Origin of the sequence: Vibrio sp. 1-Bac 57 (genome assembly GCF_037546855.1) — a bacterium.
Lineage (GTDB): Bacteria > Pseudomonadota > Gammaproteobacteria > Enterobacterales > Psychromonadaceae > Psychromonas.
The window spans coordinates 39,304-55,865 of sequence record NZ_JALAAC010000028.1; the positions used below are offsets into that span (position 1 = coordinate 39,304).

Annotated in this window: 12 protein-coding genes; 11 read left to right on the plus strand and 1 reads right to left on the minus strand. The window is 40.2% G+C overall.

The annotated features are described in order from the left end of the window. Window positions 1–107: 107 nt before the first annotated feature. Window positions 108–1,811: an FAD-dependent oxidoreductase gene (locus tag MT391_RS15750; protein ID WP_499498925.1), complete on the minus strand. Its 1,704-nt coding sequence runs from the start codon at window positions 1,809–1,811 to the stop codon at window positions 108–110. Between the two features lie 231 nt (window positions 1,812–2,042). On the opposite strand from MT391_RS15750, the gene MT391_RS15755 reads away from it, so the two are divergent. The 11 genes from MT391_RS15755 (at window position 2,043) to rpoC (ending at window position 15,858) form a co-directional block, all read left to right on the plus strand. Further along, a complete protein-coding gene (locus MT391_RS15755; protein ID WP_166372392.1) occupies window positions 2,043–2,336 on the plus strand; it encodes an ArsR/SmtB family transcription factor in 294 nt (97 codons plus the stop codon). Window positions 2,337–2,374: 38 nt separating this feature from the next. Beyond that, on the plus strand, window positions 2,375–2,797 hold the full coding sequence (locus MT391_RS15760; RefSeq protein ID WP_499498927.1) for a YeeE/YedE family protein: 423 nt from the start codon (window positions 2,375–2,377) through the stop codon (window positions 2,795–2,797). Continuing rightward, window positions 2,798–3,265: a DUF6691 family protein gene (locus tag MT391_RS15765; RefSeq protein WP_499498929.1), complete on the plus strand. Its 468-nt coding sequence runs from the start codon at window positions 2,798–2,800 to the stop codon at window positions 3,263–3,265. Between the two features lie 388 nt (window positions 3,266–3,653). Next, complete coding sequence (gene secE / locus MT391_RS15770; RefSeq protein ID WP_028869215.1) at window positions 3,654–4,034, plus strand: preprotein translocase subunit SecE; 381 nt, start codon at window positions 3,654–3,656, stop codon at window positions 4,032–4,034. Window positions 4,035–4,043: 9 nt separating this feature from the next. Then, window positions 4,044–4,592, plus strand: coding sequence for a transcription termination/antitermination protein NusG (gene nusG / locus MT391_RS15775; RefSeq protein WP_028869214.1), 549 nt, complete (start codon window positions 4,044–4,046; stop codon window positions 4,590–4,592). A 297-nt stretch (window positions 4,593–4,889) separates the two neighbouring features. Beyond that, the gene (gene rplK / locus MT391_RS15780; protein ID WP_028869213.1) at window positions 4,890–5,318 is read left to right on the plus strand and encodes a 50S ribosomal protein L11; all 429 of its coding nucleotides are present in this window, start codon (window positions 4,890–4,892) and stop codon (window positions 5,316–5,318) included. 4 nt (window positions 5,319–5,322) lie between these two features. Then, on the plus strand, window positions 5,323–6,027 hold the full coding sequence (gene rplA, locus MT391_RS15785; protein ID WP_499498931.1) for a 50S ribosomal protein L1: 705 nt from the start codon (window positions 5,323–5,325) through the stop codon (window positions 6,025–6,027). Between the two features lie 266 nt (window positions 6,028–6,293). Continuing rightward, window positions 6,294–6,797, plus strand: coding sequence for a 50S ribosomal protein L10 (gene rplJ, locus MT391_RS15790; RefSeq protein WP_028869211.1), 504 nt, complete (start codon window positions 6,294–6,296; stop codon window positions 6,795–6,797). Between the two features lie 43 nt (window positions 6,798–6,840). Continuing rightward, window positions 6,841–7,206: a 50S ribosomal protein L7/L12 gene (gene rplL, locus MT391_RS15795; protein WP_028869210.1), complete on the plus strand. Its 366-nt coding sequence runs from the start codon at window positions 6,841–6,843 to the stop codon at window positions 7,204–7,206. A 320-nt stretch (window positions 7,207–7,526) separates the two neighbouring features. Continuing rightward, a complete protein-coding gene (rpoB, locus tag MT391_RS15800; RefSeq protein ID WP_166372388.1) occupies window positions 7,527–11,561 on the plus strand; it encodes a DNA-directed RNA polymerase subunit beta in 4,035 nt (1,344 codons plus the stop codon). A gap of 76 nt (window positions 11,562–11,637) precedes the next feature. Next, entirely contained in the window at window positions 11,638–15,858 is a 4,221-nt protein-coding gene (rpoC, locus tag MT391_RS15805) for a DNA-directed RNA polymerase subunit beta' (protein WP_499440723.1), read from the plus strand. Window positions 15,859–16,562 lie beyond the last annotated feature (704 nt).

The following is a 16,562-nucleotide window of genomic DNA, read 5'->3' on the forward strand; positions in this document are numbered from 1 at the left end:
TACCTTCTTTCCATTTTGGTTATTTTAAAAGTGGCTCTGCTACAGTAGAAAAGTTATAAATCGTATTACCACATCATATTGTGGTAATACGAAATAAGTTAAATTTACTAAGCTTTGGCAAATTTATAAGTGCGGTAACCGCCGATTAAGTTGCGTGCTTTGAAGCCGTTATTCACTAACTGACGATAAGCAACATTGCCACGTAAGCCAACCTGACAATAGATGATGATCTCTTTGTCTTTTGGTAATTCATGTAGTCGTTGACGTAGTTCGTCGACTGGAATATTGATAGCCTCCCCAATTTGTCCTAAAACTTCTAGTTCACCTGCAGTACGCACATCCAATAACACTTGTTGGTCAGTTAAGTGATCAACTTCGTCAAAATGTATTGCTTTAGTATCTCCAAGCATAAGGTTATACGCTACAAAGGCTGCTTGGTTGATAACATCTTTAGCACTACCAAATGGTGGTGCGTAAGTGAGTTCTAGGTGTTGTAGTTGCTCTACTGTCATGCCTGCTCGTTGCGCGACGGCCATAATGTCGATTCGTTTGTCGATGCCATCTTTACCTGCGGCTTGGGCACCTAGAATTTTTCCTGTTTGTGGATCAAATAACATTTTAAATGAGACTATTTCCGCACCTGGATAGTAGCTAGCATGGCTTGCTGTGTGCACAAAGACTTTCTCGTAGTTGATGCCTTTTTGTTTAAGTTGTTTTTCATTTTGACCAGTTGAAGCGATTGCTAAGTCAAATATTTTGCAAATGGCTGTACCCTGAGTGCCTTGATAATCTTGATTGCGGCCAAACATATTATCAGCAGCCATGCGTCCTTGACGGTTTGCAGGGCCCGCTAAAGGGATGATTGTAGGTTTACCGGTTACAAAGTCTTGTTCTTCAATGGCATCGCCAACGGCATAAATAACAGGATCACTGGTTTGTAATTGCAAATTGGTTTTAATACCACCTAATAAACCGATATCCAATCCAGCCTCTTTAGCTAAACTGGTTTCAGGCCGTACACCAATGGCCATAATCAATATGTCCGTGATGAGTTGTTCGCCATTACTTAAACTGAGGTTTAACTCGCCTTGTAAATGTTGGTTGTCGATACTTTCACCAATGTCTTGATTGGCGATATGATCATTTTTAATATATTCAATACCCTGTAATGCAACCCCTAGACGTAAGTCGATACCATGGTCTCGGATCACTTGATGAGCAAATCCTGCCATCTCTTTATCTACTGGTGTCATCACTTGGTCTGCTAATTCCAATAGAGTGGTTTTAATCCCTAATTGATGAAAAGCTTCCATCATCTCTAATCCAATAAAACCACCACCTACCACTGTCGCGTGCTTAGGTTTATTGTATTTAATGGTATTGATGATGTTATCCATATCCGGAATATTACGCAGAGAGTGCGTTAATGGATTATCAATCCCCGGTATATTAGGTACGATCGGAGCGGCCCCTGGACTTAATACTAAAAAGTCATAGCTTTCAGTATATTTACTACCATCATTGACATTTTTAATAGTGATTGTTTTTTCGTTGCGATTAATGCGAATAACTTCTGACAATGGTCGTACATCAACGTTAAAGCGTGCCAAAAAACTTTCAGGAGTTTGTAGTAATAATTGATTACGATCTTCGATATCTCCACCTACATGGTACGGTAATCCACAATTCGCAAAGGAAATAAATGGACCTCGCTCAAGCATAATAATTTCTGCATCTTCACTTAAACGTCTTGCGCGTGCTGCTGCTGATGCGCCTCCGGCAACGCCACCGATAATTACAATTTTTGTCATATCCAATTTACTCCGTATTGCTCATTATTAATTTGATAGTGGGATTTTTTTGATTGTTAATCTTTAATTATTAAGCACTCGCCGTGCTTGAATTTGCAAAAACTATAATTCATTAAATTAGCTTTGTCTAATTTAACTTTAACTAATTTAGTTAGATCTAAATAAGAATTGACTAATGTCAATGCTGTCAGTATTCTTTGCATAATAAATAAATTATAGAAGGTGAAATTCATGGAACTCGATGAAATGAAGTTACGTGCAGGTGAAGTCGCTGAGTTGTTAAAAACAATGGCTCACCAAGAGCGCCTCATGGTGTTGTGCCAATTAATAGAAGGGGAGGTTGGGGTCTCTCAATTACAAGCTGGTTCTGAATTAAGTCAGTCGGCATTTTCACAACAATTATCGGTATTACGCAAAAATGGTTTAGTTGAAGTGCGTAAAGAGTCGCAGCAGGTATTTTATTCCTTATCAGATCCTCGTATTAAAGCGTTAATCATTAGCTTGCATGGGATTTTTTGTGTTTAAGTAAAGCGGGTTTTAATCAACTTAATTGAGAGAGTTATATGACGTTTTCAATACCTTGGCATGCATTATTGGGTGGAATGTTGTTAGGTTTATCTGCCGCCATTCTGATGTTATTTAGTGGTAAAGTCGCTGGTATTAGTGGCATTGTAAATGGTTTGATACAACCTAAAAAAGGGGATACAGCTTGGCGTGCTGCTTTTATTATTACGATGATTTTGAGTGCTGTTTTTATCGCTCCCTTCGATATCAATTTACCGCTTGTAAGCACTGATAGTTACCTGCTGATAGCGTTAGCGGGTCTACTCGTAGGTGTTGGCACTCGTCTAGGTAATGGTTGTACTAGTGGTCATGGAATTGTTGGTATGGGACGTTTTTCGATACGCTCTATTGTTGCTACTGTCGTGTTTATGCTTAGTGCAATAGTGGTTGTTTATTTTCGTCAATTATTCGGAGCCATATAAATGCATTATTCATCTTTATTTCGTATTGCAGTTGCAGCAGTAGCTGGTTTGTTATTTGGCGCTGGCATGGTGATTTCTGAAATGGTTGACCCTAATAAAGTGACCGCTTTTTTAAATGTAACGGGCGCATGGGATCCTAGCCTGGCATTTGTGATGGGTGGCGCGCTATTAGTGTTCACGCCTATTTATCATGGTGTCATTAAAAAACGTCAAACAGCTGTCAGTGGTGAACCTTTACAATTAAGCCATAAGAAAAAAGTAGATGCGCCTTTAATTCTTGGTGCTAGCTTATTTGGCATTGGCTGGGGGCTCGCTGGGTTTTGTCCTGGGCCTGCAGTATCTAGCCTGAGTTCAATGAATCCTGTTATATTGGTGTTTATTGTTTTTATGCTTATAGGGATGATGCTTGCTAATCAATATTTAGCGGGTAGAGTCTGTTCGTTGTTTACTGCTAAGCGTGGGCATTAATAACAGCCATGCTAAGTGCAAGGTTTGAGGTTAATGTTTCTTAATCATGTTTCTTCATAAGCTTCTTAATATAAAACGTAGATTCAAATGATAAGATAAACTACCTCAATTCTTTGTTTGATAGAGGTAACGGTTAGGTGATAGTGCAATAGAAAAGTAGCTTGATTGTCTTTTATCAATAAGAATTGTTATTTTTATATATAATCAGGTTACAAAAGACAGAAAAATCCTTATACTTACGTGCTTTATTTTTAGGTGGCGACTTATGCTTAATATAAAAGCAGTCTTTCACCTACTAAACAATCGCTTTAAATAGGTGGTTGTTTTACCTCTTAGCAACTGATGCTAGGGTCGGTATTATTAATTTTAACAGTGGATAAAAAGCGTTATGACAACAGTAAATTCTGAAAACAGCAAAAGCTCATTCGATGGGGTTAAATGGACGATCACCGTTTTATTATTAGCAGCAATCATTGTTGGTAATTATTTATATGGCGAAGAAACGCATGTTGTATTACGTGTAGCAGTACTTTTATTATTAGCTGCTTTAGCCGTTCTTTCTGCTGCATTTACTGAAAAAGGCAAAACGTTTATTGGTTTTGCTAAAGATGCGCGCCTTGAAGTGCGTAAAGTTGTTTGGCCAACGCGCCAAGAAACAGTACAAACTACATTAATCATCTTAGCGGTATCAACCATTGTTGGTTTGATATTGTGGGGTCTTGATGGCATTTTCGTTCGCCTCATCGCGTTTATCACTACCTCTATTTAAGGGTTTATTATGACTGAAGAAGTTCAAAAAAAGAGATGGTATGTAGTCCAAGCCTTTTCTGGGTATGAAGGACGTGTACAAAAAACATTAGTTGAGCACATCCGTTTAAATGAAATGGAAGAGCACTTTGGACAAATCTTAGTCCCAACGGAAGAAGTTGTTGAAATGCGTGCTGGACAAAAACGTAAAAGTGAACGTAAGTTCTTCCCTGGTTACGTTTTAGTTGAAATGGCGATGAACGACGACAGCTGGCATTTAGTAAAAAGCATTGACCGTGTAATGGGCTTTATTGGTGGTACAGCAGAACGTCCTGCTCCTATCTCTCAAAAAGAAGTGGATAATATTCTTAACCGTTTACAAGAGTCTCACGATACTCCTCGTCCACGTACTTTGTTTGAAGCAGGTGAAGTGGTTCGTGTTAGTGATGGTCCATTTGCTGACTTCTCAGGTACAGTTGAAGAAGTTGACTACGATAAGAGCCGCTTAAAAGTATCGGTTTCTATCTTTGGTCGTGCAACACCAGTTGAACTTGAATTTTCTCAAGTTGAAAAAAGCTAATTAATTTATAACAAATCAGTTATTTGTTAATGCTTATCTAAGCCAATAAGGTCATTCTTATTGGCTTTTTGTTTTTTTAATCATCTGTAATTGTTATTAGGTTAAAAAAACACCAAAAGATCTTGTGAAATGAGGTAGCTTACAGTTATAATTCGCCGCCCATTTTATTTGTGGTGAGAACTTTAGTTAACACGGCAAATTCAATAGGATCGAGTAGGCTGCAATAATGCAGTCACTTATGTATTCATCGGGAAGCTGAGTTTTTTCAGCGTTATACCCAAAAAAAGGTAATATATCATGGCTAAGAAAGTAACCGCATATATCAAGCTGCAAGTTTCAGCTGGTATGGCAAACCCGTCACCACCAGTTGGTCCAGCACTTGGTCAACACGGTGTTAACATCATGGAATTCTGTAAAGCATTCAATGCAAAAACAGAAGCTCAAGAAAAAGGCGCGCCAGTTCCTGTAGTAATTACAGTATATGCTGACCGTTCTTTTACGTTCGAAACTAAGACTCCACCTGCATCTTACTTACTTAAGAAAGCTGCTGGCATCAAATCTGGTTCTGCTGTACCTAACAAAAATAAAGTAGGTAAAGTAACAGTTGCTCAACTTGAAGAAATCGCTAAAGCGAAAGAAGTTGATTTAACGGGTGCCGATCTTGAAGCGATGGTACGTTGTATTGCGGGTTCTGCTCGTTCTATGGGTCTGGAAGTAGAGGGTTAATACAATGGCTAAATTATCTAAACGCATGACAGCTATCCGTGCAGAAGTTGACGGAACTAAAGAATACGAAATCAATGAAGCAGTAGCACTTTTACAAAAGTTCGCTACAGCTAAATTCAGCGAAAGCATTGATGTTGCAGTTAACCTAGGTGTTGATCCTCGTCGTAGTGATCAAAACGTACGTGGCGCAACTGTATTACCACACGGTACTGGTCGTGAAGTTCGTGTTGCTGTATTCACACAAGGCGCTAACGCAGAAGCTGCTCTAGCTGCTGGTGCGGATATCGTTGGTATGGACGATCTTGCTGCTAAAGTTAAAGCTGGCGAAATGGATTTTGACGTAGTAATTGCATCACCAGACGCTATGCGTGTTGTTGGTCAATTAGGTCAAATCTTAGGTCCACGTGGCCTAATGCCTAACCCGAAAGTTGGTACTGTTACACCTAACGTTGCTGATGCAGTTAAAAATGCTAAAGCTGGTCAGGTTCGTTACCGTAACGACAAGAATGGTATTATCCATTCTACAATCGGTAAAGCAACGTTCACTGCTGAACAGATTAAAGAAAACCTAGAAGCTTTGATTATTGCGCTTAAAAAAGGCAAACCATCAGGTGCTAAAGGTCAATTCATTAAGAAAGTTTCTCTATCTACAACTATGGGTGCAGGTCTTAAAGTTGACCAAGCAACTCTAGAAACAGTAGTAGCGTAATTTTTTGTAGTGATTTGATGATTAATCATCAAGTCACTATACAAGGTGGCATATTGTTTGTATAATATGCGACCTTACTTTGGAGGGCCTTAGGTCTCTTCTTAGACCGCAGGTGTTAAATCTCTGATTTGACTTAATTTCCTGCGTAGACGGTACCGGACCCCAGAAAGATTATTCTACTGGATCCGAAACCAAAATAGTGCCTCACCATTAGGTGAGGGTGTTTATCTAGGGTAAAACCTAGTGGAATCCAGGAGTAAAACCAAATGGCATTAAGACTCGAAGACAAACAAGCTATTGTTGCTGAAGTCAACGAAGCTGCTAAAGGCGCTCTGTCTGCTGTTGTCGCTGATTCACGTGGCGTAACAGTAGGTGCAATGACTGAACTTCGTGCAAAAGCACGTGCAAACGGTGTATTTTTACGAGTAATTCGTAATACATTAGCACGTCGTGCAGTTGAAGGTACTGACTATGCATGTCTGGCAGATACGTTTACAGGTCCTACTATCCTTGCTTTTTCAAACGAACATCCAGGTGCAGCAGCACGTCTTTTAAAAGACTTTGCTAAAGCTAATGAAAAGTTTGAAATTAAAGGGCTAGCATTTGAAGGCGAATTTATTGAAGCCGATCAAATCGACCGTTTAGCGACATTACCAACTTACGACGAAGCAATTGCGAAACTGATGGCTACTATGAAAGAAGCTGCAGCGGGCAAACTTGTACGTACTCTGGCTGCAATTCGCGACCAGAAAGAAGAATCTGCAGCGTAATTGCTGTAATACCATTTTATAATCTATATATAGGAATTGACTCATGTCTCTTACTAAAGACCAAATCATTGATGCTGTTGCAGAACTATCTGTAATGGAAGTTGTTGAACTAATCGAAGCAATGGAAGAAAAATTCGGTGTATCTGCTGCTGCTGTTGCTGCAGGTCCTGCTGCTGCAGGCGAAGCTGCTGCTGAGCAAACTGAATTCAACCTTGTACTTACTGCTTTCGGTGAGAACAAAGTTAAAGCAATCAAAGCTGTTCGTGCTATCACAGGTCTAGGCCTGAAAGAAGCGAAAGACGCTGTTGAATCTTGCCCTGCTGTATTGAAAGAAGGCATCTCGAAAGACGAAGCTGAAGCTTTCCAGAAAGAGCTTGCTGAAATCGGTGCAACTGCTGAACTTAAATAAGTTAGATTTTCTAACTTATTAGCCATGAAAATGGCACTGGCTGGTGATTATTTAATCACCGGCCTTTTTGCGCTATAGGATACCGTGATTTATCATTATTTTTTACGGTCATCGGACGCTTAAGGTGATGTTATTGCAATATTGTTTCGAACGATAAAGTCAGCGATATAAGCTGCGCCTTAAAAACAGGCTCAAACAGAAGCAATATAGACATTTAAAACATCATTAACACCAAAATAATGTGCCGCCGTTGTCATGCAACAAGATTCAAACCAAGTAAGACAACTATGACCAATTTAATCAGCGAGCAAAGGAACCACATGGGTTACTCTTATACTGAGAAAAAACGTATTCGTAAGGATTTCGGGAAACGCCCACAAGTAATGGAAAAACCATACTTGTTGGAGATTCAACTAGATTCATTCAAACGATACATTGAAGTCGATCCGACTGGCGAAGTAGGTTTACAAGCTGCTTTTAACAGCATCTTTCCTATCGCGAGTTACTCAGGCACTTCGGAGCTACAATACGTAAGCTACCGCTTAGGTGAACCTGTATTCGATGTAAAAGAATGCCAAATCCGCGGAGTTACATACTCTGCCTCTTTACGTGTAAAATTACGTCTTGTTATTTATGATCGTGACGCGCCAGCAGGCACGGTTAAAGATATCCGTGAACAAGAAGTTTACATGGGTGAAATGCCACTCATGACAGAAAATGGTACCTTTGTAATCAATGGTACTGAGCGTGTTATTGTTTCTCAATTACATCGTTCACCTGGTGTTTTCTTTGATCATGATAAAGGCAAAACACACAGTTCGGGTAAAGTGTTATATAACGCACGTGTTATCCCTTACCGTGGTTCTTGGTTAGATTTTGAGTTTGACCCGAAAGACAACTTATTTGTTCGTATTGACCGTCGTCGTAAATTACCAGCGACTATCATGTTACGTGCACTTGAGTACACGACAGAACAAATCCTAGACATCTTCTTTGATACAACTCAGTTTGTTGTTAAAGATGGTGTTATTACGATGGCATTAATTGCAGACCGTTTACGTGGTGAGCAGTTTAACTTTGACATCGTGAGTAAAGGTACAACTTATGTTGAATCGGGCAAACGTATTACTGCTCGTCATATTCGTCAACTTGAAAAAGACGGCGTACAACACATTGAAGTGCCATTCGAACATCTAGAAGGTAAAGTGTCAGCGAAAGATTACATCAGCAGCGAAACTGGTGAAATCATTGTTAACGCAAATGATATCTTTACGCTTGAATTATTAGCAGAGCTAGCACAGTCTGGTATTAAAAAATTCGAAGCAATTTACACTAATGAATTAGATTGTGGTTCATTTATTTCGGATACATTACGCGTTGACTCTTCAACTAACCGTTTAGAAGCGTTAGTAGAAGTTTACCGTATGATGCGTCCTGGTGAGCCACCAACAAAAGATGCTGCAGAAGGTTTATTCCAAAACTTATTCTTTGCTGAAGAACGTTATGACTTATCTAAAGTAGGTCGTATGAAGTTCAATCGTCGCGTTAATATTGAAGGCGATGTAGGTCCAGGCATTCTATCTAACGAAGATATCTTAAGTGTAATGAAAACACTGATCGATATCCGTAACGGTAATGGCGAAGTTGATGATATCGATCACCTTGGTAACCGTCGTATTCGTTGTGTAGGTGAAATGGCTGAAAACCAATTCCGTGTTGGTTTAGTACGTGTTGAACGTGCTGTTAAAGAACGTCTATCATTAGGCGATCTTGATGCGACTATGCCGCAAGATCTGATCAATGCAAAACCTATCTCAGCTGCTGTTAAAGAGTTCTTTGGTTCATCACAACTGTCTCAGTTTATGGATCAAAATAACCCGTTATCAGAAGTAACACACAAACGTCGTATCTCTGCATTAGGCCCTGGTGGTTTAACACGTGAACGTGCTGGCTTTGAAGTACGTGACGTACACGTAACGCATTACGGTCGTTTATGTCCTATCGAAACACCTGAGGGACCAAACATCGGTCTTATCAACTCGTTAGCTACTTTCTCTCGTACTAACAGTTACGGTTTCTTAGAAACACCTTACCGTAAAGTTATCGATGGTAAACCTTCTGATCAAGTTGAATATTTATCAGCTATCGAAGAAGGTACATTTGTTATCGCACAGGCATCTGCCGGTCTTGATGAAAATGGCATGCTTAACGAAGATATGATCCAGTGTCGTCATAAAGGTGAAACTACCTTCATGGGACCAAACGACATCGATTACATGGATGTGTCACCACAACAGATCATTTCTGTTGCTGCGTCACTTATCCCGTTCTTAGAACATGATGATGCTAACCGTGCCTTAATGGGTGCAAACATGCAACGTCAAGCTGTACCAACACTACGTGCTGATAAGCCATTAGTAGGTACAGGTATTGAACGTCGTCTAGCGATCGATTCTGGTGTAACCATTATTGCAAAACGTGGCGGAACAATTGATTACGTTGATGCATCTCGTATCGTAGTTAAAGTTGCTGATGATGAATTAGTTGCTGGTGAAGCCGGTATCGACATCTACAACTTAACTAAATACACGCGTTCGAATCAGAATACTTGTATTAACCAAAAACCAACGTGTAAACCTGGCGAGCCAATTGTTCGCGGTGACGTATTAGCCGATGGTCCATCGACTGATATGGGTGATTTAGCACTTGGTCAAAACATGAAGATTGCCTTCATGCCTTGGAATGGTTACAACTTTGAGGATTCAATCCTTATTTCTGAGCGTGTATCTCAAGAAGATCGTTTTACTACGATCCATATCCAAGAGTTCTCATGTATTGCACGTGAAACTAAATTGGGTACTGAAGAGATCACGGCCGATATCCCTAACGTTGGTGAATCTGCACTAAGCAAACTAGATGAGTCTGGTATTGTTTATGTAGGTGCTGAAGTTAAACCAGGTGATATCTTAGTAGGTAAAGTAACACCAAAAGGTGAAACTCAACTTACGCCAGAAGAAAAACTATTACGAGCAATCTTCGGTGAAAAAGCGTCTGATGTTAAAGACAGCTCTCTACGCGTAGCTAACTCAACTTACGCAACAGTAATTGACGTACAAGTCTTTACTCGTGACGGCGTTGAGAAAGACAAACGTGCACTAGAAATTGAAGAAATGCAGTTAAAAGCGGCGAAGAAAGATTTAACTGAGAAGTTTAAACTTTTAGAAGGCTCTATTTACGAAAAAGCATTAAACCTATTAGTTTCTGCTGGTCAAGAAGAAGCGCGTCTACTACAAATGCCTAAGGCTCAGTGGTTTGATATCGTGCTTTCTGATGATGAGAAGCAAACGCTTTTAGATCAAATCAATGCACAACACGACGAAATTAAAGCAAACTACGATAAAGAGTTTGATATTAAACGTCGTAAAATCACACAAGGTGATGATTTAGCACCGGGTGTACAAAAAATTGTTAAAGTTTACTTAGCGGTACGTCGTCGCCTACAACCAGGTGATAAAATGGCCGGCCGTCACGGTAACAAAGGTGTTATTTCAAACATCGTACCTGTAGAAGATATGCCTCACGATGAGTTTGGTGTTCCAGTTGATATCGTACTTAACCCATTGGGTGTACCATCTCGAATGAACATCGGTCAGATTCTTGAAACACATCTAGGTCTAGCGTGTAAAGGTGTTGGTGAGAAACTAGAGCGTATGATCAAAGATCAGCGTGACGTTGAAATCAGCAAAGTACGTGAATATGTACAAAAACTTTACTCATTCGGTGATGCACCGTGTCATGTTGACTTAAATGACTTTGATGATGAAGCTGTATTACGTCTTGCTAAAAACCTATACAAAGGTTTACCAGTTGCGACTCCAGCATTTGATGGCGCACACGAAAGTGAAATCCGTGAATTGTTACGCATGGCTGATTTACCTGAGTCTGGTCAGTTACAATTAACTGATGGCCGTACGGGTATCCCATTTGAACGTCCAGTAACCGTTGGTTACATGTACATGTTAAAACTGAATCACTTAGTTGATGACAAAATGCATGCACGTTCAACAGGTTCTTACAGCTTGGTTACTCAGCAACCACTTGGTGGTAAAGCTCAGTTCGGTGGCCAGCGTTTTGGTGAGATGGAAGTATGGGCACTTGAAGCTTACGGTGCTGCTTACACTCTACAAGAGATGCTGACAGTTAAATCTGATGATGTTAACGGTCGTACTAAGATGTATAAAAACATCGTAGACGGTGACCATAGAATGGAACCAGGCATGCCTGAATCATTCAACGTATTGTTGAAAGAGATCCGTTCATTAAGCATCAATATCGAGCTAGATGAATCTAACTAAAATTCGTTTTAGTTGAAAATATGTGGCGTCTCGTTTTTTTTGAGACGCCTAGTTTTAACTCCTATGGGAGAGTAGCGTGAAAGACTTACTCAAGTTTTTAAAGCAACAAAATAAAACCAAAGAATTCGATGGTATTAAAATCGGTTTAGCATCACCAGAAATGATCCGTTCATGGTCTTTTGGTGAAGTTAAAAAACCTGAAACCATTAACTACCGTACATTCAAACCTGAACGTGAAGGTCTGTTCTGTGCACGTATCTTTGGTCCAATCAAAGATTACGAATGTTTATGTGGTAAGTACAAGCGCCTAAAACATCGTGGTGTTATTTGTGAAAAATGTGGTGTTGAGGTAACTCAAGCTAAAGTTCGTCGTGACCGTATGGGACACATCGAATTAGCATCACCTGTTGCACACATTTGGTTCCTTAAATCACTTCCGTCTCGTATCGGCTTAATGCTTGATATGACGTTACGTGATATCGAACGTATCCTATATTTTGAATCATTCGTGGTTGTTGAACCAGGTATGACTGATCTTGAACGTGGTCAAATTCTTCTTGAAGAAGAGTACTTGGACAACCTAGAGCAATGGGGCGATGAGTTTGATGCAATGATGGGCGCTGAAGCCGTTTTTGCACTGCTTAAAGACCTAGATCTAGAACACGAGATCAAAGGCATGCGTGAAGAGTTAGAAACAACTAATTCTGAAACTCGCCGTAAGAAATTAACTAAACGTCTGAAATTGGTAGAATCTTTCCACCAGTCTTCAAACAAACCAGAGTGGATGATCTTAACAGTACTTCCAGTACTACCACCTGATTTACGTCCTCTAGTACCACTAGACGGCGGACGTTTTGCAACGTCTGATCTAAATGACTTATACCGTCGTGTTATTAACCGTAATAACCGTCTAAAACGTCTTTTAGAACTAGCTGCGCCAGATATCATCGTACGTAACGAAAAACGTATGTTACAAGAGTCTGTTGATGCGTTATTAGATAATGGTCGTCGTGGCCGAGCTATTACTGGTTCGAACAAACGTCCTCTAAAATCGCTTGCAGATATGATCAAAGGTAAGCAAGGTCGTTTCCGTCAAAACTTACTAGGTAAACGTGTTGATTACTCTGGTCGTTCTGTAATTACAGTGGGTCCAACTCTACGTTTACATCAATGTGGTCTTCCGAAGAAGATGGCATTAGAGCTATTCAAACCATTCGTTTACGGTAAGTTAGAAGCATTAGGTCTTGCTACTACTATCAAAGCAGCTAAGAAATTAGTTGACCGTGAAGGTGGTGAAGTTTGGGATATCCTAGAAGGTGTTATCCGTGAACATCCAGTGCTACTTAACCGTGCACCAACACTTCACAGACTAGGTATCCAAGCATTTGAACCTGTATTAATCGAAGGTAAAGCGATTCAATTACACCCATTAGTTTGTGCGGCATACAACGCCGACTTCGATGGTGACCAAATGGCGGTACACGTACCGTTAACAATTGAAGCACAGCTTGAAGCTCGTACGTTAATGATGTCTACGAATAATATCTTATCACCTGCAAATGGTGAGCCGATTATCGTACCTTCACAAGACGTTGTATTAGGTTTGTATTACATGACTCGTACTCGCATTAATGCGCGTGGCGAAGGCATGTACTTCAAAAATGCAAAAGAAGCTGAAAAAGCATACCGTGCTGGTGTTGTAGACTTGCAAGCAATTGTTAAAGTTCGTATGACACAGGTACACATTGCAGAAGATAAATCTCGTACATCAACAACTGGTTTAGTTGAAACGACGATTGGTCGTGCCATCTTATCTTTAATCATGCCTGAAGGTTTACCATTCGAGCATGTTGATTTGAACATGGGCAAAAAAGCAATCTCTAACGTGCTAAATGCTTGTTACCGTTTACTAGGTATTAAAGACACTGTTATTTTTGCTGACCAATTGATGTACACAGGTTTTGAGTACGCAACATTGTCAGGTGCTTCTGTTGGTATCGACGATATGGTTATTCCTGATGCTAAGAAACGCTTAGTTGAAGAAGCTGAAGCTGAAGTACTAGAAATCCAAGAGCAATTCCAAGCTGGTCTTGTTACTGCGGGTGAGCGTTACAATAAAGTTATCGATATTTGGGCAAGTGCGAATGAGCAAGTGGCTAAAGCGATGATGGAAAACCTTTCTAAAGACACAGTCTTAACAGCGAAAGGTGAAGAAGTTCAGCAAGATTCGTTTAACAGCGTTTACATGATGGCCGACTCGGGCGCACGTGGTAGTGCCGCTCAGATTCGTCAGCTAGCGGGTATGCGTGGTCTGATGGCTAAACCGGATGGTTCAATCATCGAAACACCTATCGTAGCTAACTTCCGTGAAGGTCTAAACGTACTTCAGTACTTTATCTCGACGCATGGTGCACGTAAAGGTCTAGCCGATACCGCACTTAAAACAGCAAACTCGGGTTACCTAACTCGTCGTCTTGTTGATATTGCTCAAGATTTAGTTATTACTGAAGAAGATTGTGGTAGTACTGAAGGTCTGTTAGTTACTCCGTTAATTCAAGGTGGCGACGTTGTTGAACCACTTCGTGAACGTGTACTAGGTCGTGTTGTTGCTCGTGACATCATTAAACCAGGTACAGATAACGAAGTATTAATCGCACGTAACGTATTACTTGATGAAAAATACTGTGACTTAATCGAAGAAGCATCGGTTGACCAAGTATGGGTTCGCTCTGTTATTACTTGTAATACTGACTTTGGTGCTTGTGCACAATGTTACGGTCGTGATTTGGCTCGTGGACACATGGTTGGTCAAGGCGAAGCAGTTGGTGTTATGGCCGCTCAGTCTATCGGTGAACCTGGTACACAGTTAACGATGCGTACGTTCCACATCGGTGGTGCAGCATCGCGTTCTGCATCAGAAAACAATATCCAAGTTAAAAATACCGGTAAAGTTAAATTACATAACGCTAAGTTTGTAATTAACTCTGATGGCAAAGTAGTTGTAACGTCTCGTTCAACTGAGCTAACCGTTATTGATGAATTAGGCCGTACTAAAGAGAATCACCGTCTACCTTATGGTGCTGTTCTTGAGAAGCAAGATGGTGCAGTAATCACTGCTGGCGAAATCATTGCTAACTGGGACCCGCATACACATCCAATTATTACGGAAGTGGAAGGTACGGTTGAGTTCTTAGACTTTATTGAAGGCATTACTATTAATAAACAAACTGATGAACTAACTGGTTTATCAAGTATTGTTATTATTGACCCTGCACAGCGTCCAAGTGCAGGTAAAGAAATGCGTCCAATGGCTAAATTAGTTGATGCTAAAGGTAATGATTTATTCATTCCTGGTACTGAAGTTGCTGCGCAATATGCACTTCCTGCCAAAGCAATCGTTAGCCTTGAAGATGGTGCTCAAGTACGAGTTGGTGATGCGGTTGCTCGTATCCCTCAAGAAAGTTCAAAAACTCGTGATATCACGGGTGGTCTACCTCGCGTAGCTGACTTATTTGAAGCTCGTACACCTAAAGATGCCGCTATTCTTGCTGAAGTATCTGGTACGTTAGCATTTGGTAAAGAAACCAAAGGTAAGCGTCGCCTAGTGATCACTCAAGCAAATGGTGATGTTTACGAAGAGATGATCCCTAAATGGCGTCACCTAAACATCTTCGAAGGTGAGAAGATTGAAAAAGGTGAGGTTATTTCTGACGGTCCTGAGTCTCCTCATGACATCCTTCGTCTACGTGGTATTAGCCCAGTGGCTAACTACATCACTAACGAAGTACAAGAAGTATACCGTTTACAAGGTGTAAAAATTAATGATAAGCATATCGAAGTTATCGTTAACCAAATGCTACGTAAATGTATCATCACTGATGCTGGCGATACGCCATTCTTAGTGGGTGAGCAAGCTGAAGTTGTACGCGTTATCATTGAAAACCGTCGCTTAGAAGCTGAAGGCAAAAACTTAGCTAAGTTTGAGTACCAGTTACTCGGTATTACTAAAGCATCACTAGCAACTGAATCATTTATTTCAGCGGCATCTTTCCAAGAAACAACGCGTGTTCTTACGGAAGCAGCTGTTGCAGGTAAATGTGACCAATTACATGGCTTGAAAGAGAATGTAATCGTAGGTCGCTTGATTCCAGCTGGTACTGGTTTTGCACATCACCGTACTCGTGCCGCAGCTAAAGCGAAAGAGCTTGAACCTGTTAGTGCTGAGCCAATTATCGATGTTGAAGCAGCTGAGCAAAACTTAGCTGACTTACTAAACGCCGTTGATTTTGGTGAATAAGTAGCAAATATAAGCAATTAATTTTGCTTTAGAAAAAAAGGTGCTTCGGCACCTTTTTTTATATCTAAAATTTGAGCTGATTATAGCTTTTCTTCGTGCTCTTCGTGTAGCACAGCGCTTCGTGATTATTTTGGTGTTTTAAGTCAAAAGCTATTTACCACGAAGGCACGAAGAGTAAAGAAGGTTAAGTCAAAAACACTTAATGACAGATAATAAATGTGGATTTTTTTGACTAACTTATCGTTTTTCCTTCGTGCTCTTCATGCAGCGCAGCGCTTCGTGATTATTTTGGTGTTTTAACTCAAAAGCTATTTACCACTAAGGTAAGAAGGGTAAAGAAGGTTAGTTCAAAAACCCTTAATGACAGATAAGAAGTGTGGATTTGTTTGACTAACTTATCGTTTTTCCTTCGTGCTCTTCATGTAGCGCAGCGCTTCGTGGTTATTTGGGTGTTTTAAGTCAAAAGCGATTTGCCACTAAGGTAAGAAGGGTAAAGAAGGTTAAGTCAAAAACACTTAATGACAGATAATAAATGTGGATTTTTTTGACTAACTTATCGTTTTTCCTTCGTACTCTTCGTGTAGCGCAGCGCTTCGTGGTTATTTTGGTGTTTTAAGTCAAAAGCGATTTACCACTAAGGTAAGAAGGGTAAAGAAGGTTAAGTCAAAAACACTTAATGACAGATCATAGGTTGGACTTTAAGC